Here is a 23052-nt window from a genome sequence, read left to right on the forward strand (position 1 = left end):
GACCGAGTGGGGGCGCTGTCGGTCACCGGACTACAGGGCTCCGGTGTACTGCTGGATCCAGCTGCGGAACGCGGGGACGTCGGTGTAGATCGACGGGGCCACCGCGCACTGCGATCCGCCGCCGGAGCGGCTGGTGGCGCCGATGAGCTGCCACACGCCGTTCACGGACTTGATCTGCGGACCACCCGAGTCGCCGTAGCAGGCGCCGGCGTTGTTGTTGGGGTTGTCGGTGCAGATCTCGATCGAGCCGCTGATCCCGCTGCACTCGTTGTCCGCCACGATCGACGTGTCGAGCTGCTGCAGGGTCACCGGGGCGCCGCAGGCTCCCCGGATCGGGCAGGTCTGGCCCCACCCGATGATGCGGGTGCGGGTGCCGACGGCGCCCGACGCGCTGGCGATGGTCACCGGCGCCTGGCTGACGCTGGTGCTGAGCTGGACCAGGGCGATGTCGTACGGGCCCCGGTAGCTCGGGTGGATGATGATGCGCGACGCGCGGGCGACGCTGCCGCCGCTGGTGCGGTTGGTCGTCCCGATGCGCGCCTGGACGCTGCTGGGGGACTTGCCCGACACGCAGTGGGCCGCGGTGACGACCCAGTTGGCCTTGATCAGCGAGCCGCCGCAGAAGTGGCCGCCGCTGGTGGACTGCAGGGACACCATGAAGCTGTAGGTCTGGGTGGCGTTGCCGCCGCCCACGATCATCGGGCTGACGTCGTCGGCGGACGCCGTGGCGCCGGACCCGGCCACCGCCGCGACGGCCGCCATGAGTCCGACTAGCAGGGAACGAACCTTCATGAGGTGCTTCTCCTTTCGTGCCGGTCCCTCGACCCGGCAACAAGGAGAAACTAAGTACAATCCCACCCCGTTGAACACCCACAACGGACTATCACCAGTTACCAGCCGCCACCTAACGGTTACCAGTTGTGGCCGCTGGGTCGGCCTGGGCGGCGGGGTGGGGGCTCCCTAGGCGCTGGTGGGTCTCCCTCGGCCTCGATTGTTTAACTCTCGGGTGGCGGTATCAAGGGCGGCCGTAGACGGCCGTCGCTGCGCGATCGGCAAGCCGACCCTTGACACCGCCACCCGAGAGTTAAGTGCGGCCAGGACGAGGGCGCAGGGGGAACTGCAGGGACAAAGAGCCAAGAGTGACCTGCTCCACCGCGTCGGGAGGGCCATCGTGGGCTTGGGGGTCGTCGTCGGGGAAGGTGGCAGAGCAACCTGGTCGGGCAGCGTCGGGTTGACCACCGATCGCACCGGTGCCGACCCAACGGTTCGTTACCTACCCGATGCGCGCAGCGCGAGCCGTCCCTGGTGGTCCGGCAGGCTGGCATGGCCACCGATCGCACCGTGGGGGTCCGGGGGGTCGCCCCCCGGGACAAATAACGAACCCCCCTCGTCTGCGCTTTCCGCAGACAAGGGGGGCCCATGGGGTGAGTGACGGGACTTGAACCCGCGGCATCCTGGACCACAACCAGGTGCTCTACCAGCTGAGCTACACCCACCATGTGCGCCGGTCACCCGGTGCTGGAACATCGTAGCGTGTCGGGTGGCGGGGGTTGAAATGGGTTATGTCTCGGGGGTTGGCATGACGGATTCGGCGACTGCTTTGGCCTCTTCTGTCGTGGGGCCGGGTTGGGCGACGAAGGCGGTTCCCCGGTAGTAGCGCAGTTCTCGGATCGACTCTTGGATGTCGGCGAGGGCGCGGTGGGCTAGGCCTTTGTCGGGCTGCGCGTAGTAGATCCTCGGGTACCAGCGCCTGCAGAGTTCTTTGATCGAGGAGACGTCGATCATCCGGTAGTGCAGGTGGTTGTCGAGTTCGTGCATGTCGCGGGCGAGGAAGCCGCGGTCGGTGGCGATCGAGTTGCCGCAGAGGGGTGCGGTGCGGATTTCGGGCACCCATTGCTTGATGTAGTCGAGGACTTGGCGTTCGGCTTCGGCGAGGGTCAGGGTGCTGGCGCGGACTTCTTCGGTGAGGCCGGAGCGCGCGTGCATTTCGCGGACCACGTCGGGCATGCCGTCGAGGGTGGCGTCGTCGGTGTGGATCACGAGGTCCACCCCGGGGCCCAGGACGTTGAGTTCGGAGTCGGTGACCAGGGCGGCGATCTCGATCAGGGCGTCTTTGCCGAGGTCGAGCCCTGTCATCTCGCAGTCGATCCATACCAGGCGGTCCGTCACCAGGCGAGCTTATCTCCCCCGCCTGTGGGGTTCGTTGGCCCGGCGCGCCGGGGGAAGTCGTTCTAGGCTTCCGCGTGGTTCTGACGGCTTGTCTGAGGGAGGCGCCCATGCCTGAGCAGTCGAGTCCGGCCCAGGAGATCGCGGCCGGTTACGCAACGTCGGGGAGTGCGGTCGAGTTGGGGTCGGTGGTCGTGGACGGCCAGGTCGACGCGGGGGCCCGGGTGCGGATTCCGTTGGCGATGATGAACCGGCATGGGCTGGTCGCGGGTGCGACGGGCACGGGTAAGACGAAGACTTTGCAGGGGATCGCCGAGCAGTTGTCCAATGCCGGGGTGCCGGTGGTGATGGCTGATGTCAAGGGTGATCTTTCGGGGTTGGCGCAGCAGGGCGCGTCGAATGACAAGGTCACGGCGCGGGCCGCGGACACGGGGGACGACTGGGCGCCGACCGCGTTCCCCGTGCAGTTCCTGTCGTTGGGGACCAGTGGCATCGGGGTGCCGGTGCGGGCGACGATCAGCGGGTTCGGGCCGATCTTGTTGTCGAAGGTGCTCGGTCTCAACGACACCCAGGAGTCCACGCTCGGGTTGATCTTCCACTGGGCGGATTCGAAGGGTCTGCCGCTGCTCGACACCAAGGATCTCCGCTCGGTGATCACGCACCTCACCAGCGACGCGGGCAAGGCCGACCTGCAGGGCATCGGCGGTGTGTCCTCGGCCACCGCGGGCGTCATCCTTCGTGCACTGTCCAATTTGGACGCCCAGGGTGGGAACGAGTTCTTCGGCGAGCCCGAGTTGGCGGTGGCCGACCTCATTCGCCAGACCGACGGCAAGGGTGTCATCAGCCTGTTGGAGTTGGGCAACCTGCAGGATAAGCCCGCCTTGTTCTCCACTTTCCTGATGTGGCTGCTGGCCGAGCTGTTCGAGGAGCTGCCCGAGGAGGGCGACCTGGACGCGCCCAAGCTGGTGTTCTTCTTCGACGAGGCGCACCTGCTCTTCCATGACGCGTCGAAGGCGTTCCTCGACCGTATCGAGCAGACCGTGAAGCTGATCCGGTCCAAGGGCGTCGGTGTGTTCTTCTGCACACAGCTGCCGACTGACGTGCCCAACGCGGTCCTCTCGCAGCTCGGCGCGCGCGTGCAGCACGCGCTGCGGGCGTTCACCCCGGACGACCAGAAGGCGCTGACGCAGACCGTCAAGACGTACCCGACGACCCCGCACTACGAGCTGGACAAGGCGCTGACCTCGCTGGGGATCGGTGAGGCGGTCGTCACGGTACTCAGCGAGAAGGGCGCGCCGACGCCTGTCGCGTGGACCCGGCTGCGCGCGCCGCGTTCCCTGATGGACACCATCGGCGACGACGCCATCAAGCAGGCCGCCGCCGCCTCCGAGCTGCACGGCAAGTACTCGCAGGCAGTCGACCGTGAGTCCGCCTACGAGATGATGGCGCAGAAGATGGCGCCACCTGCCGAGGCGCCCCCGGCTGAGCAGCCGCAGGAGCAGCGGGCGCCCGAGCGGGAGAAGGAAGAGCCGGGTTTCATCGAGCAGGTGATGGGCAACAGCGCGGTCAAGTCGTTCTTCCGGTCGGCCGCGAGCGCGCTGGGCCGCGAGATCACGCGGGGGGTGTTCGGCACTCGCAGGCGGTGACCTGTGGCGCGGGGCGCGCCGATCCACCACCCTTGGGGCATGGGTAAGGATGTCGAGTCGACTGAGTTCACCCGCGCCGACCGCCAGCGGTTCCGGCAGAAGATCCGACGCTGCCTGGACGTGTTCGCGCAGATGCTGTCGGAGTCGCGGTTCGAGTCCGAGCGGCCGATGGCCGGGTTGGAGATCGAGCTCAACCTCGTCGACGACGCGGGTGACCCGTCCATGCGCAACGCCGAGGTGCTGGCCGCGATCTCGGACCCGGCTTTCCAGACCGAGCTGGGTCAGTTCAACATCGAGATCAACCTGCCGCCGCAGCGGTTGAAGCCGAACGGCCTGGCGGCGTTCGAGGACCTCGTCCGCGCGAGTCTCAACGAGGCGGAGGCGAAGGCGAGCAAGGTCAACTCGCACATCGTGATGGTCGGGATCCTGCCGACGCTGCGCCGCGCCCACATCTCGGTGGACACGCTGTCGGCCAATCCCCGGTACAAGTTGCTCAACGAGCAGGTCTTCGCCGCCCGCGGGGAGGACCTGGAGATCAACATCGGCGGCCCGGAGCGGTTGGTGACCCAGGCCGACTCGATCGCCCCGGAAAGCGCGTGCACCAGCGTGCAGTACCACCTGCAGGTGGCGCCGGAGGACTTCGCGAAGTTCTGGAACGCCAGCCAGGCCATCTCGTCGATCCAGCTCGCGATGGGCGCGAACGCGCCGTACCTGTTCGGCAAGCAGCTGTGGGCCGAGACCCGGATCGCGTTGTTCGAGCAGGCCACGGACACCCGCCCGGACGAGCTCAAGGCGCAGGGTGTCCGGCCGCGGGTGTGGTTCGGCGACCGGTGGATCACGTCGATCTTCGACCTGTTCGAGGAGAACGTGCAGTACTATTCGGCGCTGCTGCCGCTGACCGACGACGAGGACCCGGCGGAGGTGCTCGCCCGCGGCGACACACCGGAACTGCACGAACTGCGGCTGCACAACGGAACCATCTACCGCTGGAACCGCCCGATCTACGACGTCGTGCATGGTCGACCGCACCTGCGGGTGGAGAACCGTGTCCTGCCCGCGGGCCCGTCGGTGGTGGACACGATGGCCAACGGCGCCCTCTACTTCGGGCTGGTCCGCGCGTTGGCCGACCAGGACCGCCCACTGTGGACACAGATGAGCTTCTCCGCCGCCTTCGACAACTTCCACGCCGCCGCCCGCAACGGCATCGACGCGCGCGTCTACTGGCCCGGTGTCGGTGAGGTCCCCGCCGCCGAGCTCGTGCTGCGCAGGCTTCTGCCGATGGCCCACGACGGCCTCGACGCGTGGGGCGTCGCCCCGGCCGATCGTGACCGGCTGCTCGGGGTGATCGAGCAGCGGTGCATCACCGGCCGCAACGGCGCCACCTGGCAGGTCGACGTGGTGCGTGGGCTGGAGGCCAACACGTCGGTCAACCGCGAACAGGCCTTGCGCGAGATGACCCGCCGGTACGCGAAGTTCATGCACAGCAACGAGCCTGTGCACACGTGGCCCGTGTCGTGATGGGTGTGTAGGGGCGAGGCAGGTCTGGGATCGTGGCGTCGGGGAGTGTGAGTCCGTGGTTCTCACGGGTGTCGACGTGGTGTGCTCGTTTCGGCTTTGGTGACCGAGGGCGAGCTGACTCGCTGCTGGGCGAAGTTCATGCACCGCAACCAGCACACCTGGCCCGTCTCACGAGGTGCGTAGGAAGGGCCTGAGCAGGTCGGGAATCGCGGCGTCGGCGAGTTTGAGGCCGTTGCTCTCGCCGACGTCGACGACGGTGTACCCGCCCTTGCCCGCGGCGGTGATCGCGGTGACCGATAACAACCCCGCCCGACGCTGGAACAAGGTCTGCTCGATCTTCCACCCGATGATCCCGGTGCGCTGCAGGGCCACGGTTTCCCGGTCGAGCGAGCCCGAACGGCTGACCAGGTAGCGATCGGTCAGGGCGTGGCCCAGGTTGCGGTAGCGGTCCAGTCCGAGGAGGACGGACACCGGCACCAGGCACGCCGCCACGATCCACAACCAGTGCGGCCACCCGGCGACTCCGGCGAGCAGGGCCAGCACGCCTGCCACGACCAGGTTGGGGCCCACTGCCCGGACCAGCCGCCGGGTCCGCGCCCGCGCGGGGTGGCGGGTCAGGTCGGCCGAGGTCGGGTCGGCCAGCAGCACTCGCTCGGCCACCCGGTGCGCCTCGGCGCGGGGGGCGGGTGGGAGGAGCAGGCTGCTGCCGCTGGCCCGGCCCAGCCCGGTGGTCACGGCGGTCAGCCGGGCGCCCCGGCCTGCCCGCAGCAGGAGCGGTTCGTGCAGCGAGACCCCGCGCAGCCGCTGCTCCTCGACCGAAACCGAGCGGGTCGTGAGCAGTCCGCGCCGGACGCGGACGGTGCCGTCGGCGTTGCGGGTCAGCCGGAAGTCGTGGTTCTGCAACAGGTATGCGAGCAGCGAGAGCAGGATCGAGACCACCAGAACCAGACCCGCCACGGCCGGGATCACCGCGAGCGGACTGGTTTCGAGCACCCAGCGGAACACCGACCGGACCAATGCCGCATCGGAGAACTCCAGGTTCAGCTCGCGGGCGAGGTTCATCCCGAAGCCCGCCGTGAGACCGATGGTCAGCAGCCCGGACATCGTCAGCGGCGCGTACCGGTACCAGCGTTTGTCCAGGTGCGAGATGGGCGTGCTGTCGTCCTCGCCGACAGTGGGCTCGGCAGCGGTGCTTCGGCGCAGGAACACCTGGCGCAGCCGGTCGGCCTCCTGCGCGGTGACCGCGTCGAGGATGACGCCGTCGGTGGCGGTGCGGCTCTGCTCCCCGGTGCCGACCCGGACGGCGGAGAGCCCGAACAGCCGGTGGCCGAGTTTCGCCGTCAGGTCGACCGTGCGGATGCGGTCGCGCGGAATGGCCAGGCGCTGGCGGTGCAGGAGTCCTTTGTGGAGTTCGACCTGGGTCTCGGTGATCCGGTACTTCGTCGAGACCCAGCTGAACAGCCCATAGAGGACGAGCGCCCCGACGGTCGCGCCACCCGCGACGATCCGCCAGGTGTCGCCGTTGCCCGCGAACATCAGGATGAACACCGGGATGAGCAGGCCCATCAGTTCGTTGAGCGGCCGCACGATGATCATCCGCGGGTCGAGCCTGCCCCACTCGCGGCTCGGCTCGACGACCGGCGGCGCGGCCGGGAACTCGGTCACGTGGCGTCCCCCGGGGTCGCCTGGGTGGTCGAGACCAGCTCATCGGTGAGCCGGGCGGCGACACTGGCGTCCAGGTTCTCGATCTTCACCGGCCCGGCGGCGGACGCTGTGGTGACCGTGACGGTCGCCAGCTTGAGCAGCTGCTGCAACGGCCCACGGGCGGTGTCGACCGTCTGGATCCGCGACACGGGCGCGAGCCGCCACTCCTGGTTGATCCACCCGCTGCGGGTGAACACCGCGTCCGGGTTCGTCTCCCACCGGTGCACCGCGTACCGCCAGCGCGGCATGACCAGCACGTGCACCACCGCCACGACGACGCTCACGATCGCCACCGCCCGCGCCCAGGCCGGGGGATGGTCCTTGACCAGCAGGTGGATGCCCTGCCCGCCGAGCACGACCACCCAGCCGGCCAGCGCGCTGAGCGTCCAATGCAGGATCGCCCGCCGACTCACCAGGTTGACCGGCGCGCGAAGCTGCCACTCCGTGTTGTTCACAGCCCCAGTCTGCCTGGAATCGGCGTGCGCCACCCTCCGCCTTTAGTCCTAGGACCTCTCAGCCCACAGTCGTAAGACCTAGCGCAGACCCCGCCAGATCGGGCGGACCACCGCCGACGCCAGCACCGCCAGCGGGCGTTCCGGGCGGCTGCGGGCTTCCGGGGCGGACTCCGGCATCACCCGGTACGCCACGTTCATCAGCTGCCGAGACACCCCGGGTGCGAACACCCGCAGCAGTTCCATGGCGAACCCCTCCGCCCGCTGGACGACCTCCCCGCGGCCCTCCAACGCGCGGATCACCAAGTCCGCCGCCGTGCGCGGGGAGCTGGCGGGCATCCGGGAGTACGCCTTCGTGGCTCCGATCATCGGCGTCCTAACCAGCGGCATCCGCACGGACGCGATCGTGATGCCGTCGGTCAGCAGCTCACGTCCGGCGGCGCGGCTGAACGACTCCAGGGCGCCCTTGGACGCCAGGTACGCGGAGAACCGCGGGGTGTCGGTCTGCAGCCCCATGGTCGTCACGTTCACGATCCGGCCGAATCCCCGCGCGCGCATGCCCGGCAGCAGCCCCAGGGTGAGCCGCAGTGGCGCGAAGTAGTTCAGGGACATGGTGCGCTCGAAGTCGTGGAGGCGGTCGACCGACAGGTGGACCGAGCGGCGGATCGAGCGGCCCGCGTTGTTGACCAGCATGTCGACCACGCCCAGGTTCTTGACCAGCGCGTCGACGGAGTCGGCGTCGGTGAGGTCGCAGGGGTGGACTTCGGCGACACCGCCCGCGGTCTCGATGGTCTCGCGCAGCTGCTCCAGTTCGGGCTGCCGCCGCGCCACCAGGAGCACGGTCGCGCCCTTGCGGGCGGCGGCCAGCGCCGTGGCCTTGCCGATGCCGGAGGACGCCCCGGTGATGGCGATCCGCTTGCCGCGCAACGATTCCGCGTGCAGCCAGGCGCGTTCCGGGTCGAGATGCTCGGCCCAGTACCGGACCAGCGCGTCGGCGTACGAGCGCAGCGGCGGGAGGGTGATGCCGCTGCCTTCGAGCGCGGCGATCGTCGCGGTGGAGTCGAAAACCGTGGGCAGGTCCATGTGCGGGACGACCTCGGCCGGGATGCCCAGTTCGGCGAGGACCGCCGCGGGCACCGGGCCGACCCGGCGCGCGGGCGGGAGCCGGAACGGCAGGGTCGCCTTGATCTGGGGTGCGCCCACCGCGGCGGCAAGCGCGTTGAACACGTCGACGACGCGCTGGCGGCCGTTCTCCGTGAGGTGGTACGTCTGGCCCGGCGCTGCGTCCACGTGCATCAGGTGTGCCATGGCGTCGACGACGTAGTCGACCGGGACGATGTTGGTCCCGCCGAGCCCCGGCGCCACCAGTGGCAGCGCGGCGGGCAGCCGGGCGAGGCGGGTCAGCGCCGGCAGGAAGTAGTACGGGCCGTCGATCTTGTCCATCTCGCCGGTCCGTGAATCGCCGACGACAGCGGCCGGGCGGTAGATCCGGTAAGGCACCGCGTCCTGCGCGCGCACCAGGCGTTCGGCTTCGAACTTGGTCGCGTGGTACGGCGAGTGGTGGTGCTGGCCGAGATCGAAGTCGGCCTCGGTGAACCGCCCGCGGTGATCGCCCGCGACGGCGATCGAGGAGACGTGGTGGAACAGCGAGGCCCCGACGGCGGCGGCGAAGTCGAGGGCGTGGGCGGTGCCGACGACGTTGGCGGTGCGGTTGGCCTCATCCGATGCGGTGAAGTCGTAGATCGCGCCCAGGTGCACGACATGATCGACGCCGTAGGGCAGCGTGGCCGGATCGATTCCGAGCCCCGGCTCGGACAGGTCGCCGATGACGGGCACCACCAGCTCGGGCCTGGACCAGTGCGTCGCCGCTTCGGTGAACCGCTCCATCGACCGCTGCCGCACCAGGACGTGCACGGTGTCGCAGTCGGGTCGCGAAACCAGCCGCTCGACCAGCCTGCGGCCGAGGAACCCCGTCGCGCCGGTCACGAAGTACGTCGTCATCCTGCCTCCTCCGAATACCAGCGAAACCTTACCTACTGGTCGGTAGGAAAGCGAGATTTTTGTCAGCCCGCCTCAACTGAGGCGTCCACGACGGCATCGCGCAGTGCCGCGCGCAGCCTGCCGACGTCGAGTGGGGACAGGATCGCGGTCTCGCCCGGCGGTGCCACGAGGACGACGCGGCCCTGTCGGACGAAGACCGTGACGTCGCGTCTGCGGCCCGCGATATCCCGGCAGCTGACCGACCACTCCTTGCTGTTGCTCACTGGTGCCCACCCTCTCGACCCGCCCGACGGTCGTTGTCCTGTCTTTGTGATGACGCGCACGGTAACGAGCCGTGACGGCAGAAGGTGACGCGTTCTCAAGATTTTCGTGAGGGGCGGTCCCTCGGGTGGAGGACTAACGTCGAAAACCCAGATGAAACACCGGGTTGCCCAGGAGGACACGCCATGGCGCCAGTGCGGCGGATCGTGATCGTCGGAACCGGTCTGGCGGGTGGCACGGCCGCCGGTGAACTGCGCGAACAGGGTTTCGACGGCGAGATCGTCCTGGTCGGCCACTCGCCGCACCGCCCCTACGCGCTGCCCCCGCTGTCGAAGGCGGTGCTGCTCGGCGAGGCCGAGGAACCCGACTGGGTGCACGAGGAGAGTTTCTACGCGGACAAGGACATAGACCTGCGTACCGGCACCGACATCCGCGAGCTGCATCTCGGTGAGCGCGCCGTGGTCGACGGCGACGGCACCCGGATCCCGTACGACCGGCTCGTCCTCGCCACCGGCGCCGCGCCGCGTGCCCTGCCGGTGCCGGGTGGCGATCTCCACGGCCTGCACACCCTGCGAACCTGGGAGGACTCCCTGACCCTGCGGGCGACGTTCGCGCCCGGGGTCCGGGTCGTAATCGTCGGCGCGGGCTGGATCGGCTGCGAGGTCGCCGCCGCGGCCCGCAAGCACGGCGCCGAGGTCACCGTCGTCGACCCGCTTCCGCTGCCGCTGCACAAGACCCTGGGCGACACCGTGGCCGAGGTGTTCCGCGACCTGCACGCCGCCAACGGCGTCACCTGGCACCTTGGCATCGGCGTGGACGCCTTCACCGGCGACGAGGGCGCGGTGAATTCCGTGCACCTCAGCGACGGCATCACCCTCCCGGCCGACGTCGTGGTCGTCGGGGTCGGCGCGGCGCCGAGGCTGGAACTGGCGAAGGCAGCCGGGCTGGAACTGTCGGACTCGGTGCCGGGCGGCGGTGTCGACGTGGACGCGACGCTGCGCACCTCCGCGCCGGACGTGTACGCCATCGGCGACATCGCCGCGCACTTCCACCCCCGCTACGGCAGGCGCGTGCGGGTCGAGCACTGGGCCAACGCCAAGGACCAGGGCGCGCACGTGGCGGGCAACCTGCTCGGCGCCGCCGAGCCGTACACGCGGAGCCCGTACTTCTACTCAGACCAGTACGACCTGGGCATGGAGGTCCGCGGCCTGGCCAACCCGTTCACCGACGACCTCGTCGTGCGCGGCGACCTGGCGGCCCGCGAGTTCACCGCGTTCTGGACCCGCGGCGGCCGCGTGCTCGCCGCGATGAACGTGAACCAGTGGGACGACGGCGACACCCTGCAGGCCTTGGTGGATCAGCGCGGTGAGGTCTCGGCCGACGACCTGCGCACCAAGCCGCTCGCCGACCTCATCTGAACCGCACGGAGTCCGCCGTCGGGGCGTCCCACAGGTCGCCCTCGTGCCGGGCGACGTCGGGGATCGGCAGGCCGGGGATCGGCTGGGTGTCGGCGTCGCGCAGGGTCTGGTAGCGGCCGGGGCGGTCCTTGGTGGGCCGGGTCAGTGCGAACGACGCGAGCCCGAGCAGCGACAGCGTCGCGATCACCACGCCCATCGGCAGCGCCGTCGACGGGTTGCCGAGGCCGACCAGCGGTGCGGCGAGGCCGCCGATGATGAACTGCACCAGGCCGAGCAGCGCCGACGCCGTGCCCGCCCGGTGCCCGTGGTCGGCCATCGCGAGCGCGGTCGAGTTCGGCGCCACCATGCCCACGCTGGCGACCACGACGAACAGCCCGGGCAGCAGATACACCAAGCCCAGATTGAGATACGTCGTCGCGAGCACCGCCAGCCCGCCGGTCGCCGAGGTCAGCAGGCCGACGATCAGCAGCCTGCGTGGGGCGAATCTGCGCAGCAGCAGGCCGTTGACCTGGGCCATGATCACGATGCCCAAGGCGTTGGCGCCGAAGAGGAAGCTGTAGTTCTGCGGGCTGAGCCCGTGCAGTTCCTGCAGCACGAACGACGACCCGGCGATGTAGGCGAACATCGCGCCCATGACGAATCCGGCCGCGGCGGCGTAGGCGATGAAGGTCCGGTCGGTGCCGATCCGCCGGTAGGTGCTCAGCACATGGCCCAGCCGCGCGGGCCGCCTGCCCAGCGGGGCGAGGGTTTCCGGCAGGGCGAACGCGGTGACCAGGAACAACACCACGCCGAAGCCCGCCAGCACGATGAAGATCCCCGGCCACTGCGTGTACCGCAGCACTTGGCCGCCGATGATCGGCCCGAGGATCGGACCGAGACCGTTGACCAGGAGCATCAGCGAGAAGAAGCGGGCGAGCGCGGCTCCGGAGAACATGTCGCGCACCGCGGCCCGGGCGATCACGATGCCCGCGGCGGCGCTGACACCCTGGCCGAGCCGCAGGAAGACCAGCGCCAGGACCGAGGGTGCGACGGCGCAGGCCAGCGAGCTGAGCGTGTAGAGCGCCAGGCCGATCAGCAGTGGTCGGCGCCTGCCGTAGGCGTCCGACAGCGGTCCCGCGATGATCTGCCCGCCCGCCAGCCCGATCATGAACGCGGTCAGGGTGACCTGGATCTTCGCCTGACCGGTGCCCAGCTGTTCGGCCATCGCGGGGAACGCGGGCAGGTACATGTCGATCGACAGGGGTCCGAAAGCACTCAGCCCACCCAGGATGAGGGCCAGCCGGGCTTTGCCCGGGATGGGTGAGGACTTCACCCGATCAGTCTATGGAAAACAGCGTTCAAGACGAGTCGCCGTCCACCGATGCGGCGAATCCTTGTTACACCGTGCGCACATCGGTGTGTTATCCGCACAAGACACGCGGGCGGATAACCGCCACCCCGATCAGGTCCCTTGACACACTGGGCCGCACATGCGGGAGGGGGTGACCATGGCCGAGTCGATCGACGCGGTGCTGATCAAGGCCGCCGAGTTGACCGCCGCCGGGCGCCCGGAGGTCGCGATCGACATTCTGCGCCCGGTGCTGGCCACGCACCCGGACAACACCGAGGCGTGGTGCAGGCTCGCCGCCGCGCTGCTCGACGCGGGCGAGCCGCGGCACTGTCTCGACGCCGCCAAGCGGGCGATCACGCTGGGGGAGCGGTCGTGGGCGCACCGGCTCGCCAGCCTCGCCCTGACCGAACTGGGCCGCCACGACGAGGCCGCCGTGTCCGCCCGGGAGGCCGCGCGGCGCGACCCGAGCGACTGGCGCAACCACGTCACGCTCGCCGAGGCACTCGGCCCGGTCTCCCCGCGCGAGGCGCTCGAGGCCGCCCGGCGCGCGGTGATCACCGCGCCGGACGAGGCCAGGGTGCACGAGGTGTTGGGCATGGCCGCGGTCCGGGTGCGCGACTTCCCTGTGGCCAAACGGGCTTTCGCCGACTCCTTACAGTTGGACCCCGGCAATGAGGTTGTTCGCGAAGAGTTGTCCCGCCTCGCGGGCGTGCGCGCGGAACCGTCGGCCCGCCCCCGTGACTCGAAGTTCGGACGCGCGCACCGGATCGCGTTATGGCTGGTGCTGCGGCGGTGCTCCGCGTGGCTGGCCATCGGCTCGTTCGTGCTGATGATCGCGGGCATGCCGACCCCGAGTCCGCTGCTGGTGTGGTTCGCCCTGGCTCTCGTGCTGACCGTGGCGGGCATCGCGGTCATGGGCGTGCTGGCCTTGCCGCACGGCCGGTATCCGCGCCCGGCGATGCTCTTGCGCCGTGAGCCGCAGTTCGCGTTCGGTGTGGTCCTGCTTGGACTCGGCACGCTGCTGCTGGCGATCTGGACCTTGGCGCTCGCCTTCGGCGCCCGCGGGATGCAGTTGCTGACACCAGCTCTGGTCTGCGCGATCGGGTCGGCGATAGTCGGGTGGTACGGACTCTGGCGAATGCGCGCATTCACCCGTTAGGGTGGCGCACCCTCGCAGATGGGGGCCGGATGGCGGCGGTCACCGCCCCCTCCGTCAGCGCGCTTACTAGGGGAAATTCATGGAAATCGTCCGCAAGATCGCCGTGTTCCTGATGCTGATCGGCTTCGTCTCCGCCGGCTTGTACTTCGCCGACTACGAGCTGCGGATCATTTCCTTCCTCAGCGACTACCAGCCCGCTGCCGGGCTGGGCATCGGCGGCCTGGGCCTCGTCGCGCTGCTGGTAACCATCGCGATGGCCAAGAAGCCCGCCGAGCAGCCGCAGACCGCGCAGCCGCAGGCCTGATCCGTTTCTCTCGCGACTCGGGCAGTGCGAGACTCAGCTCGAGTCGCGAGAGAGGATGGTCGATCTTCATGGGACTGCACGCGGGATATCAGAACGAGGTTTATCTCCAGGGGCTCGGTGACCAGCTGCCGCCGTTCACAACCGACGCGACCAAGCTGGAGGCCGTCGCCGAGGAGGCGATGGAGCCCGGGCCGTTCGGTTACGTCGCGGGCGGTGCCGGGTCCGGCGACACGATGCGGGCCAACCGCGACGCTTTCGCCCGCTGGCGCATCGTCCCGCGAATGCTGTGCGACGCCACGACCCGCGACACCAGCGTCACCGTGCTGGGCACCTCGATGCCCGCTCCGATCCTGCTCGCGCCGATCGGCGTGCAGTCGATCGTCCATCCCGACGGCGAACTCGCCACCGCCCGCGCGGCTTCCGCGCTCGGGGTGCCGATGGTGCTGTCGACCGCTTCTTCGTACGCGCTGGAGGACGTCGCCGAGGCCAACGGGGACGGGCCGCGGTGGTTCCAGCTGTACTGGCCGAACGAGGACGCGGTGTGCGTGAGCCTGCTGGAGCGGGCGAAAGCCGCCGGGTACACCGCTCTGGTCGTCACCTTGGACACGTGGACTTTGGCGTGGCGCCCTCGGGACCTCGACCAGGCGTATCTTCCGTTCCTGCGCGGAATCGGCGTGGCCAACGCGTTCAGCGACCCGGCTTTCCTTGCGGGGCTGGAGAAGTCGCCTGCCGAGGATCAGGGGATGGCGGTGCTGCGGTGGGTGTCGCTGTTCACCGGGACCGACAAGAGCTGGGACCGGCTGTCGTTCCTGCGGTCGCACTGGGACGGACCGATTGTCCTCAAAGGAATCCAACACGTGGTCGACGCGCGCCGGGCCGCTGACGCGGGGATGGACGGCATCGTGGTGTCGAACCATGGTGGGCGGCAGGTGGATGGGGCTATCGGGTCGCTCGAGGTGTTGCCGGAGATCGCCGCGGCTGTGGGGGATCAGGTTTCGGTGTTGTTCGACTCCGGGGTTCGCACTGGTGCTGACGTGTTCAAGGCGTTGGCGTTGGGGGCTTCGGCTGTGTTGGTTGGGCGGCCTTATGTTTATGGGTTGGCTTTGGGTGGGGAGGCGGGGGTTCGGCATGCTGTTCGGTCGTTGCTTGCCGACTTTGATCTGACTCTTGGGTTGGCTGGTGCTCGGTGTCCGGATGATCTGGGGTTGGGGTCTGTTCGGTTGTCTGCATAGTTGGTGGTTCGCTGGCTGGCTTCGCGGGTGTGCCTGTTTGGGTGGTTCGCCAGCGGACTTTGGCAGGGGGCCTGTTTGGGTGGTTCGCCTTGATTTGGGGACCCCGGAAATGGGCCTGCGCGGGTAAAGCGGGCAGGATAGGGAAACTGCCCCGCGCCGCGAAAGTTTAGGCCCATTTCACCCCAAATCAAGGCGAACCACCCAAACAGGCCGTGAGGATTGGCCCGTTGCGACTCGGGGGAGGGCGGCTCTGTCTGCCTGATTGGCCCGGCGGCTCGGGTGTGTCCACTTAGGTCACTTTGCGTCGGCGTAGGAGGTGACTGTGGTGGCCTCCAAGGGGAAGCGCACGGGGGTTGCGCCGAAGACCAGGGTGCTCGATTGTTCCGCTGCCTTTGACACGTCGGCCGAGACCGCCTCCGCCGCCGCCTCCGGGCAGTGGACGATGACCTCGTCGTGTTGGAAGAAGACGATCTGCGCCTCCGGTGCCGAGACGGCCAGGTTTCTGCGCAGGGTGGCCAGCATTGTCAGCGCCCAGTCGGCGGCGCTGGCCTGGACGACGAAGTTTCTGGTGAACCGGCCCCACTCACGTGCCGCTTGTCTGCCGCGTTTCTCGGCCTGTTCGCCGTCGTAGTCCGAGGTGAGTTCCCGCCACGCCTCGCTTGGGGGTGGGCTGGTGCGTCCCAACCTCGACCGCACGACTCGGCCTTCCTCGCCCGCCCGCGCTGCCTGTTCGACATACTCGACGGCCTGGGGAAAACGCTTGCGCAGGACGGCGAGCAGTGGTCCGGCTTCGCCGCTGGTGCCGCCGTACATCGCGGACAGCATCGCGATTTTCGCTCGGCCGCGGTCGCCGTCGAAGGCATCCGCGGCGAGGCTGGTGTAGAGGTCGGCGGACTCCGACACCTCAGCGAACCGGCGGTCTCCCGACAGCGCTCCCAGCACCCGGGGCTCCAGTTGGGACGCGTCCGCGCACACCAGCACCCAGCCGGGATCGGACCGGACGGCCGTCCGCAGGGTCCGGGGCAGCTGCAGGGCCGCGCCACCGCGGGTCGCCCAGCGGCCCGAGACGACGCCGCCGACGACGTATTCCGGGCGGAAGCGGCCGCCGTCGACCCAGCTGTCCAGCCAGGACCAGCCATGGGCGACATAGAGGCGCGACAGCTCCTTGTATTCCAACAGCGGCGCGACAGCCGGGTGGTCGAGTTCCTTGATCACCCACGCTCGCGCCGACGGGATTTCCACTCCCTCCCGGGCGAACGCGCGCACGATGCTCGGCGGGTGGTCGGGGTTGACCGGCCTGCCGGCGAACGCCGCGCTGATCCGGTCGGCCAAGTCGGCGAGCTTTGCCGGGCGGACGCCGGGGGCGGTGCGTTGGCCAAGCAGGTCTTCGAGCATCGCCAGATGGACGTCGGTGCGCCAAGGCAGGCCGTGGTGCGACATCTCCGCCGCCGCCAAGGCCCCCGCCGACTCGGCCGCGACCAGCAGGCGCAGGCGGTCGGGCTGGGCGGTCGCGGCGATCCGCCGCTCCTGGTCGGCGAGGACGGCGACGGCGGCGTCGAGGGGGTCGGCTCCGACCGGGGTGGTGCCGCGGTCGGCCTCGAACAGGGTGGGCTGCTCCCCGCGGGTCTGCGGACGCGGGTCGGCGGGCTCGGGCAGACCCCGGGTTCTCGCCCAGGCCGCACCCAGGTTGCGAGGGCGGTGCGGGCGTTCCTCGAACGCCAGCAGGATGCCCTCGGCCAGCGCGAGGTCATGACACCGGTCGAGCCGCACCCCGGCCCGCAGCAGCGTCGGGTACAGCTCCTCGGTGGAGGGCAGCACCCACCGCACGTCATGGCGCCGCTGCTGCTCGCCCATCCAGGCCGCAAGGTCGCCGACGGCCTCGGTCGGGCCGTCGAGAACCCGGGCCCGACCAGCCCCATCACCCTCCGGCACCACCGCGATCCGCACACCGGCGATTCTGCGCCATCCCACTGACAGATACCGGCAGTTGACTCGCGAGTAACTTGTGCGGCACCTTGACTCAGCGGTAACTCGAATGACCACGGAGGCTCCGTTGAGCGACTACATGACCCTGGTGCGCGACCTGGTGGGCAAGGTGCCGACGGCCGTCCGCAGCGTCGAGGTGATGCGCAAGGCCGGGCTGGTGCCGGTGACCCGACCGGACCACGTGGTCAAGTCCATGATCGCCGTGCGGCAGCTCGGTCCGATCGCGGGCGCCGCGCGGGTGGCCGCCACCCGTGACCACCGGGCCGTCGGCCTCGTCGACGAGCTCGGGCCGCTGACCTTCCGCCAGCTCGACACCCGGTCCAACGCGCTCGCCCGGGCGCTGGCCCAGCGCGGTGTCACGGAGAAATCCGTGGTCGCGCTGCTCGCCCGCGACCACCGCGGCGCCGTGGAGACCATGCTCGCCGCGGGCAAGCTCGGCGCCCGCCTGCTGCTGATGAACACCGGTTTCGCGAAGCCGCAGCTGGCCGACGTGGCCAAGCGCGAGGGCGTCACCGTGTTCATCCACGACCAGGAGTTCAGCGAGCTCGCCACCGCGCTGCCGCCCGAGATCCCGCGGTTCATCGCCTGGACCGACTCCGCGGTCGCCGACGTGCGCACGCTTGAGGAACTGATCGCGAACACCGACGACCGGCCGGTGCCCGCGCCGTCGGAGCCGGGCGGCATGGTGCTGCTGACCAGCGGAACCACCGGGACGCCGAAGGGCGCGCCGCGCCAGGTGCGGTCGCCGCTGGCCGCCGCGCAGTTCCTCGACCGGATCCCGCTTCGCGCGGGGGAGAGCACCGTGCTGGGCGCTCCGCTGTTCCACGGGACCGGGCTCTCGCAGTTCATCATCAGCTTCGCGCTGGGCTCCGCGGTCGCGATGCGCCGCAAGTTCGATCCCGAGCAGATCCTCAAGATGATCGAGGACAACAAGGCGACCACGCTGGTGCTGGTGCCGACGATGCTGCAGCGCGTCCTCGACCTCGGCCCCGAGGTCCTGGCCCGCTACGACACCAGCTCGCTGCGGATCCTGTTCCTCGCGGGCTCGGCTCTCTCACCGGAACTTGGCAACCGCGCGACCCGCGCGTTCGGTGAGGTGATCCACAACCTGTACGGCTCGACCGAGGTCGCCGTCGCCACGGTCGCCACGCCCGAGGACTGGCGGGCCGCGCCGGGCACCGTGGGCCGGGCCCCGGTCGGCTGTCAGGTGCGCCTCTACGACGACGCGGGCAAGCAGATCACCGAGCCCAACGTCACCGGGCGGATCTTCGTCGGCAGCGGGCTGAGCTTCGGCGGGTACACCGACGGCCGCAACAAGGACATCATCGACGGCTTGCTGTCCATCGGTGACGTCGGTCACTTCGACGCCAACGGCTTGCTGTTCATCGACGGCCGCGACGACGACATGATCGTCTCCGGCGGCGAGAACGTCTTCCCGGCCGAGGTGGAGAACCTGCTCGTGGAGTACCCGGGCGTGGTGGAGGCCGCGGTGCTCGGCACCGAGGACCCCGAGTTCGGCCAGCGGCTCAAGGCCTACGTCGTCACCGACAGCGAGGTCAGCGCGGACGAGTTGCGCGAGCACGTGAAGTCCAACCTGGCCCGCTTCAAGGTCCCGCGCGAGGTCGTCTTCATCGACGAGCTGCCCCGCAACGCCACCGGAAAAGTTGTCCGAAAGCAGCTACGCGAAATGGGATGAAGATCCCAGGCCAGGCGCACTGAACAGACCATGTGTCTGGTCTGCCCGGAGTAACAGTGGCAAGTGGCAACTGTTGCCCTTTCTTGTCGAAACGTCATTGCATGGCATTTCCAAACAAGAAAGGAACACCTTTCATGACACTGAGGCGCGAAGGTCGTCGGGGCCGACTCGCAATCGGCTTCGCACTCATCGGCTCGGCGGCGACTGTGGTCGCGTTGGCTTCCCCCGCGCAGGCGCAGGAGGGGGAAATCCTGCTGGCAGGGAGCCCGGACGCGATCGAGGGCAGCTACATCGTGATGCTCAAGGACGGCGCGCGCAGCCAGTCCGCGGACGTCGCCCATAACTATGGTGGAAAGGTTCGCGCAACCTACGAAAGTTCTGTCAACGGATTCTCGGTCACGATGTCGGAATCGCAGGCTCGCAAACTCGCGGCCGACGACGCGGTCGAATTCGTGCAGGCGAACCAGAAAATTCGGGCACTCGATGTCCAGCCGAATCCGCCGTCCTGGGGACTCGACCGGATCGACCAGGCCGACCTGCCGCTGGACAAGTCGTTCACCTACAGCGGCAAGGCGGACAACGTCACCGCGTTCGTGATCGACACCGGCGTCCAGGCCGACCACCCGGCCCTCGGCGGGCGCGTCTCGGGTGGCTTCGACGCCATCGACAACGACGACAAGCCCGACGACGAGCACGGCCACGGCACCCACGTGGCGGGCACGATCGGCAGTGAGGAGTACGGCGTCGCCAAGGGTGTGAAGATCGTCCCGGTGCGGGTCCTCGACGCGCAGGGCAGTGGCTCCACCGAGGGGGTCGTCGCGGGCATCGACTGGGTCGCGAAGAACCACCAGGGCCCGTCGGTGGCGAACATGAGCCTCGGCGGCGCCGCCGACGAGGCACTCGACAAGGCGGTGCAGGCCGCCATCGAGTCCGGGGTCACCTTCGCGGTGGCCGCGGGCAACAGCTCCGACGACGCGGGCGGCAGCTCGCCCGCGCGTGTCACCGAGGCGCTGACCGTCGCGGCTTCCGACGACGCCGACAAGCAGGCCGAGTTCTCCAGCTTCGGCAAGGTTGTCGACCTCTACGCGCCGGGCGTGGACATCACCTCGGCGTGGATCGGCGGGGAGACCAAGACGATCAGCGGCACGTCGATGGCCACCCCGCACGTCGCGGGCGCGGTCGCGCTGTACCTGGCGGCGAACCCGGACGCCACCCCGTCGGCCGTCGCGGAGGCCATCACCGCCGCGGCGACGAAGGACAAGATCGGCGGGATCAGCCCGGACACGGTGAACCTGCTGCTCAAGGCATGACCTGAGAAAGGATCGGTGGGCCCGGCACCCTCGCGGCCGGGCCCACCGGCATTTCTACGCCGCGACGGCTTCACGCAGCGGCTTGAGTGCGCCCGCCCAGGTGATGACTTCATCGAGCATCGTGGCCAGGGATGCTTCCTGGTGCTCGGCGGGCGAGAAGATGCCCGGCTGGGTCGGGTCGGTGATCACGAAGTCGTTGAACAGCGACAGTGACACCTGGCTGCGCACCCCGGCGACCCTGACCTCCGCCAGGGTCAGCCGCAAGTGCTCCACCGCGCGGATGCCGCCGCTTGTTCCGTAGCTGACGAATCCGGCGGCCTTGTCGTTCCACTCGGCGAACAGGTAGTCGATCGCGTTCTTCACCGCCGCCGGGTAGGAGTGGTTGTACTCCGGTGTCACGAACACGAACCCGTCGTAGGACGCGATGGTCTTGGCCCAGCGCAGCGTGTGTTCGTGGCGGTAGTCGCCGAACAGCGCGGGCACGGGCTCGTCGAGCAGGGGCAGGTCGAAGTCCGCCAGGTCGACCAGTTCCACGACGGCGTCGGTGCGTGTGGCGGCGGACTCCTTGACCCAGTGGGCCACCATTTCCGCACGTCGGCCCGGTCGGGTGCTGCCGACGATCACGGCGATTCGGGTCATGTTGCTTCCCCCTTCGGTAGGTCTGTTGCTCTGCTAAAGTACAACGTACGTTGTAAGAAGTAAAACGATGGGTGCAAAAAATGGGACGACCACGTGGGGGGCAGGCGGACAAGCGCCGGGCGATCCTCGCCGGCGCGCTGACCGTGTTCGCCCGAGACGGCTACACCCGGGCGAGCGTCGACGCGATCTCCGCTGAGGCGGGGGTGTCGACCCGCACGGTCTACAACCACTTCCAGGACAAGGCGCACCTGTTTCGCGCCGTCATCCAGGAGAGCGCCGAGCGGACGGCGGAGGCGCAGCTCGCGCTGGTCGACCGGCACCTCGGCAAGATCGTCGCGCTGGAGCAGGACCTCATCGATTTCGGTGTGGACCTGGCCAGGCCGATCGCGGGCACGGCCGAGCACTTCGCCCTCGTCCGTCAGGTCAACGCGGAGGCCGCGCACATCCCGCCGGAGGCGGTCGAGGCCTGGCAGGAGGCCGGTCCGCTGCGGGTCCGCCGCGAGCTGGGCAAGCGGTTGGCGGCCATCCCGGGCCTGCGCGCCGACGCCCCGGAGCGTGCGGCGCTGCACCTGATGGCGCTGGTGTCCCCGTGGAACCCGTCGTTCCTGGCGGGCGCCCTCACCGACGCGGAGATCACCGACGCGGTCACCGCGGGCGTCCGCGCTTTCCTTTACGGGTACGCGGAATGATGGGTTACCGGCTGCTCGGCCGCACCGGGCTGCGCGTCTCCGACCTGTTCCTCGGCGCCATGCGGTTCACCTCGACCGAGCAGGCGCGGCCCGTCTTCGACCGCTACGCCGAGGCGGGCGGCAACGTCATCGACACCGCGGTCACCTACGGCGGCGGCCAGAGCGAACGAGTCGTCGGCGACCTGCTCGCGGGCAGGCGTGACCGGTTCGTGCTGTCCACCAAGTACACGATGACCCGCGACGCCACCGACGTGAACGCGGCGGGCAATCACCGCAAGAACTTGGCGCTGTCACTGGAAACCAGCCTCCGGCAGCTGCGCACGGACTACCTCGACCTGTACTGGATCCACATGTGGGACCAGAACACGCCGATCGAGGAGACCATGCGCGCCCTCGACGACGCCGTCCGCTCCGGAAAGGTGCTGTACGTAGGCGTTTCCGACGCGCCCGCCTGGGTCGTGGCGCGCGCGAACACCTTGGCGCAGTGGCGTGGCTGGTCACCGTTCGCCGGTCTTCAGGTTCCCTACAACCTGCTGAACCGCGACATCGAACGAGAGCTGCTGCCGATGGCGGAGTCGCTGGGCCTCAGCGTCGCCGCGTGGGCGCCCCTGGCGCACGGAGGGTTGTCCGGCAAGGGGGAGGGGCCGGTGGTCGAGGCCCTGCGGGAGGTCGCGGCCGAACTGGGCGCGACCGCCGCGCAGGTGGCGATCGCGTGGACCATGGCCCATTCCCCGGTGGTGCATCCACTGCTCGGCGCGAGCCGGGTGGAGCAGCTCGAGGACAACCTGGGTGCGCTGGAGGTCACGCTTCCCGATGAAGCGGTGGCACGCCTCGAAGCGGCGGCGGACTTCAGCCTGGGATTTCCGGGTGACTTCATCGCCAAGGTGGGCGGAGCCGTCTTCGGTGACCACCATGACCGGGTCAGGTCGCGGCGGACGGTTCCTTGACCTCGTTCGCCAGCGACACCACGGTGTCCAGCGCGCTGAGCAGCAGGCCGACCAGGGCGTCGCGGTCCGACCGCTCGCGCCCGGTCCACTCGATCGTCAGTTCCTCCGCGAACGCCCACCACGCCCGCACCGCCAACACCACCGGCTCCGCCGGGTCGACCAGCCCCAGCGCCGACATGACGCGCACGCTCAGCTCGTCCTGGGTCTCGTCGTGGATCTGCTTGACCCAGTCGTCGAGCCCGGAGGCGCGGAACAGCCCCACGTACTGCGTGCGGCGGCGTTCGATGAAGGCGACGTAGCCCTCCACGATCGCGCGGGTGTCGTCACCGGGCTGCGCCGAGCGCAGCAACCGCCTGCCCGCGGCCCGCACGACCTCGACGTAGTAGTCCTGCTTGGTGGGGAAGTAGTGGAACAGCAGGCTGCGGGAAATGCCCGCCTCGGCGGCCACCTCGTCCACCGTGACCTGGTGGATCGGGCGCACCGTGAGCATCCGCAGACCGATCCCGATCAGCTGTTTGCGCCGGTCGGCCGCCGTGCGGCGGACCCTGGTGGGTGCTTCGGACATACGTCACTCCTCGGACCTGTTGAGCATTG

The 23052-nt window shown here is 69.3% G+C and carries 20 protein-coding genes and 1 tRNA gene; 10 read left to right on the plus strand and 11 right to left on the minus strand.

Annotated features, from left to right (window positions below; genetic code table 11):
* Positions 1-30: 30 nt before the first annotated feature.
* The 3 genes from C8E96_RS16625 to orn all read right to left on the minus strand — a co-directional run bounded on the left by C8E96_RS16625 (position 31) and on the right by orn (position 2169).
* Complete coding sequence (locus C8E96_RS16625; RefSeq protein ID WP_091383477.1) at positions 31-792, minus strand: S1 family peptidase; 762 nt, start codon at positions 790-792, stop codon at positions 31-33.
* A 628-nt stretch (positions 793-1420) separates the two neighbouring features.
* A tRNA-His gene (locus C8E96_RS16630) sits at positions 1421-1496 on the minus strand.
* A 64-nt stretch (positions 1497-1560) separates the two neighbouring features.
* Positions 1561-2169, minus strand: a complete 609-nt coding sequence (gene orn / locus C8E96_RS16635) for an oligoribonuclease (protein ID WP_091383478.1) — start codon at positions 2167-2169, stop codon at positions 1561-1563.
* Between the two features lie 107 nt (positions 2170-2276).
* Here orn and C8E96_RS16640 point away from each other — a divergent pair, with 107 nt between their 5' ends.
* Together C8E96_RS16640 and C8E96_RS16645 are read left to right on the plus strand one after the other, a co-directional pair.
* Positions 2277-3812, plus strand: a complete 1536-nt coding sequence (locus C8E96_RS16640; protein WP_091383479.1) for a helicase HerA-like domain-containing protein — start codon at positions 2277-2279, stop codon at positions 3810-3812.
* A gap of 39 nt (positions 3813-3851) precedes the next feature.
* Positions 3852-5330, plus strand: coding sequence for a glutamate--cysteine ligase family protein (locus C8E96_RS16645; RefSeq protein ID WP_091383480.1), 1479 nt, complete (start codon positions 3852-3854; stop codon positions 5328-5330).
* Between the two features lie 168 nt (positions 5331-5498).
* Here the strand turns inward: C8E96_RS16645 and C8E96_RS16650 are convergent, their stop codons facing one another.
* From C8E96_RS16650 to C8E96_RS16665, 4 genes are all read right to left on the minus strand, one after another.
* Positions 5499-6995 (minus strand): PH domain-containing protein, encoded by a 1497-nt coding sequence (locus C8E96_RS16650; protein WP_228770297.1) that lies wholly within the window; start codon positions 6993-6995, stop codon positions 5499-5501.
* Positions 6992-7489 carry a PH domain-containing protein gene (locus C8E96_RS16655; protein WP_091383481.1) on the minus strand — a complete coding sequence of 166 codons (498 nt, stop codon included), beginning with the start codon at positions 7487-7489 and terminating at the stop codon, positions 6992-6994. Before C8E96_RS16655 ends, C8E96_RS16650 begins: the two co-directional genes overlap by 4 nt.
* A 78-nt stretch (positions 7490-7567) precedes the next feature.
* A complete protein-coding gene (locus C8E96_RS16660) occupies positions 7568-9487 on the minus strand; it encodes an SDR family oxidoreductase (RefSeq protein ID WP_091383482.1) in 1920 nt (639 codons plus the stop codon).
* A 62-nt stretch (positions 9488-9549) separates the two neighbouring features.
* Complete coding sequence (locus C8E96_RS16665; protein WP_091383483.1) at positions 9550-9750, minus strand: hypothetical protein; 201 nt, start codon at positions 9748-9750, stop codon at positions 9550-9552.
* Between the two features lie 183 nt (positions 9751-9933).
* On the opposite strand from C8E96_RS16665, the gene C8E96_RS16670 reads away from it, so the two are divergent.
* Entirely contained in the window at positions 9934-11166 is a 1233-nt protein-coding gene (locus C8E96_RS16670; protein WP_091383484.1) for an NAD(P)/FAD-dependent oxidoreductase, read from the plus strand.
* Here C8E96_RS16670 and C8E96_RS16675 read toward each other — a convergent pair.
* Positions 11159-12478 carry a multidrug effflux MFS transporter gene (locus tag C8E96_RS16675; RefSeq protein ID WP_091383485.1) on the minus strand — a complete coding sequence of 440 codons (1320 nt, stop codon included), beginning with the start codon at positions 12476-12478 and terminating at the stop codon, positions 11159-11161. The genes C8E96_RS16670 and C8E96_RS16675 overlap by 8 nt on opposite strands.
* A 175-nt stretch (positions 12479-12653) precedes the next feature.
* Here C8E96_RS16675 and C8E96_RS16680 point away from each other — a divergent pair, with 175 nt between their 5' ends.
* From C8E96_RS16680 to C8E96_RS16690, 3 genes are all read left to right on the plus strand, one after another.
* Positions 12654-13655: a tetratricopeptide repeat protein gene (locus tag C8E96_RS16680; protein WP_166658026.1), complete on the plus strand. Its 1002-nt coding sequence runs from the start codon at positions 12654-12656 to the stop codon at positions 13653-13655.
* Between the two features lie 79 nt (positions 13656-13734).
* On the plus strand, positions 13735-13959 hold the full coding sequence (locus C8E96_RS16685) for a hypothetical protein (protein ID WP_091383487.1): 225 nt from the start codon (positions 13735-13737) through the stop codon (positions 13957-13959).
* Positions 13960-14027: 68 nt separating this feature from the next.
* Positions 14028-15191, plus strand: coding sequence for a lactate 2-monooxygenase (locus tag C8E96_RS16690; protein ID WP_091383488.1), 1164 nt, complete (start codon positions 14028-14030; stop codon positions 15189-15191).
* A gap of 294 nt (positions 15192-15485) precedes the next feature.
* Here C8E96_RS16690 and C8E96_RS16695 read toward each other — a convergent pair whose 3' ends face one another.
* Positions 15486-17138 carry a bifunctional 3'-5' exonuclease/DNA polymerase gene (locus C8E96_RS16695; protein WP_091383538.1) on the minus strand — a complete coding sequence of 551 codons (1653 nt, stop codon included), beginning with the start codon at positions 17136-17138 and terminating at the stop codon, positions 15486-15488.
* Between the two features lie 118 nt (positions 17139-17256).
* On the opposite strand from C8E96_RS16695, the gene C8E96_RS16700 reads away from it, so the two are divergent.
* Complete coding sequence (locus tag C8E96_RS16700) at positions 17257-18873, plus strand: acyl-CoA synthetase (RefSeq protein ID WP_091383539.1); 1617 nt, start codon at positions 17257-17259, stop codon at positions 18871-18873.
* Positions 18874-19007: 134 nt separating this feature from the next.
* On the plus strand, positions 19008-20183 hold the full coding sequence (locus tag C8E96_RS16705) for a S8 family peptidase (protein ID WP_091383489.1): 1176 nt from the start codon (positions 19008-19010) through the stop codon (positions 20181-20183).
* A gap of 54 nt (positions 20184-20237) precedes the next feature.
* On the opposite strand, the gene C8E96_RS16710 is transcribed toward C8E96_RS16705, so the two are convergent.
* Positions 20238-20822, minus strand: coding sequence for an NADPH-dependent FMN reductase (locus C8E96_RS16710; protein WP_091383490.1), 585 nt, complete (start codon positions 20820-20822; stop codon positions 20238-20240).
* 80 nt (positions 20823-20902) lie between these two features.
* Here C8E96_RS16710 and C8E96_RS16715 point away from each other — a divergent pair, with 80 nt between their 5' ends.
* Positions 20903-21511 carry a TetR/AcrR family transcriptional regulator gene (locus C8E96_RS16715; RefSeq protein ID WP_091383491.1) on the plus strand — a complete coding sequence of 203 codons (609 nt, stop codon included), beginning with the start codon at positions 20903-20905 and terminating at the stop codon, positions 21509-21511.
* Positions 21511-22458: an aldo/keto reductase gene (locus tag C8E96_RS16720; protein ID WP_091383492.1), complete on the plus strand. Its 948-nt coding sequence runs from the start codon at positions 21511-21513 to the stop codon at positions 22456-22458. Before C8E96_RS16715 ends, C8E96_RS16720 begins: the two co-directional genes overlap by 1 nt.
* Here C8E96_RS16720 and C8E96_RS16725 read toward each other — a convergent pair.
* A complete protein-coding gene (locus C8E96_RS16725) occupies positions 22433-23023 on the minus strand; it encodes a TetR/AcrR family transcriptional regulator (protein WP_091383493.1) in 591 nt (196 codons plus the stop codon). The two genes, C8E96_RS16720 and C8E96_RS16725, sit on opposite strands and share 26 nt — an antisense overlap.
* Positions 23024-23052 lie beyond the last annotated feature (29 nt).

Origin of the sequence: Actinokineospora alba, from assembly GCF_004362515.1 — a bacterium.
In the GTDB taxonomy this organism is placed as follows: Bacteria; Actinomycetota; Actinomycetes; order Mycobacteriales; family Pseudonocardiaceae; genus Actinokineospora; species Actinokineospora alba.

Excerpts from the sequence above, each read along its gene's own strand:
- C8E96_RS16715 (WP_091383491.1), top strand. The coding sequence starts at position 20,903 with ATGGGACGACCACGTGGGGGGCAGGCGGACAAGCGCCGGGCGATCCTC.
- C8E96_RS16725 (WP_091383493.1), bottom strand. The coding sequence starts at position 23,023 with ATGTCCGAAGCACCCACCAGGGTCCGCCGCACGGCGGCCGACCGGCGC.
- C8E96_RS16685 (WP_091383487.1), top strand. The coding sequence starts at position 13,735 with ATGGAAATCGTCCGCAAGATCGCCGTGTTCCTGATGCTGATCGGCTTC.
- C8E96_RS16645 (WP_091383480.1), top strand. The coding sequence starts at position 3,852 with ATGGGTAAGGATGTCGAGTCGACTGAGTTCACCCGCGCCGACCGCCAG.
- C8E96_RS16690 (WP_091383488.1), top strand. The coding sequence starts at position 14,028 with ATGGGACTGCACGCGGGATATCAGAACGAGGTTTATCTCCAGGGGCTC.
- C8E96_RS16660 (WP_091383482.1), bottom strand. The coding sequence starts at position 9,487 with ATGACGACGTACTTCGTGACCGGCGCGACGGGGTTCCTCGGCCGCAGG.
- C8E96_RS16710 (WP_091383490.1), bottom strand. The coding sequence starts at position 20,822 with ATGACCCGAATCGCCGTGATCGTCGGCAGCACCCGACCGGGCCGACGT.
- C8E96_RS16705 (WP_091383489.1), top strand. The coding sequence starts at position 19,008 with ATGACACTGAGGCGCGAAGGTCGTCGGGGCCGACTCGCAATCGGCTTC.
- C8E96_RS16680 (WP_166658026.1), top strand. The coding sequence starts at position 12,654 with ATGGCCGAGTCGATCGACGCGGTGCTGATCAAGGCCGCCGAGTTGACC.
- C8E96_RS16640 (WP_091383479.1), top strand. The coding sequence starts at position 2,277 with ATGCCTGAGCAGTCGAGTCCGGCCCAGGAGATCGCGGCCGGTTACGCA.
- C8E96_RS16720 (WP_091383492.1), top strand. The coding sequence starts at position 21,511 with ATGGGTTACCGGCTGCTCGGCCGCACCGGGCTGCGCGTCTCCGACCTG.
- C8E96_RS16625 (WP_091383477.1), bottom strand. The coding sequence starts at position 792 with ATGAAGGTTCGTTCCCTGCTAGTCGGACTCATGGCGGCCGTCGCGGCG.
- C8E96_RS16670 (WP_091383484.1), top strand. The coding sequence starts at position 9,934 with ATGGCGCCAGTGCGGCGGATCGTGATCGTCGGAACCGGTCTGGCGGGT.
- C8E96_RS16700 (WP_091383539.1), top strand. The coding sequence starts at position 17,257 with ATGACCCTGGTGCGCGACCTGGTGGGCAAGGTGCCGACGGCCGTCCGC.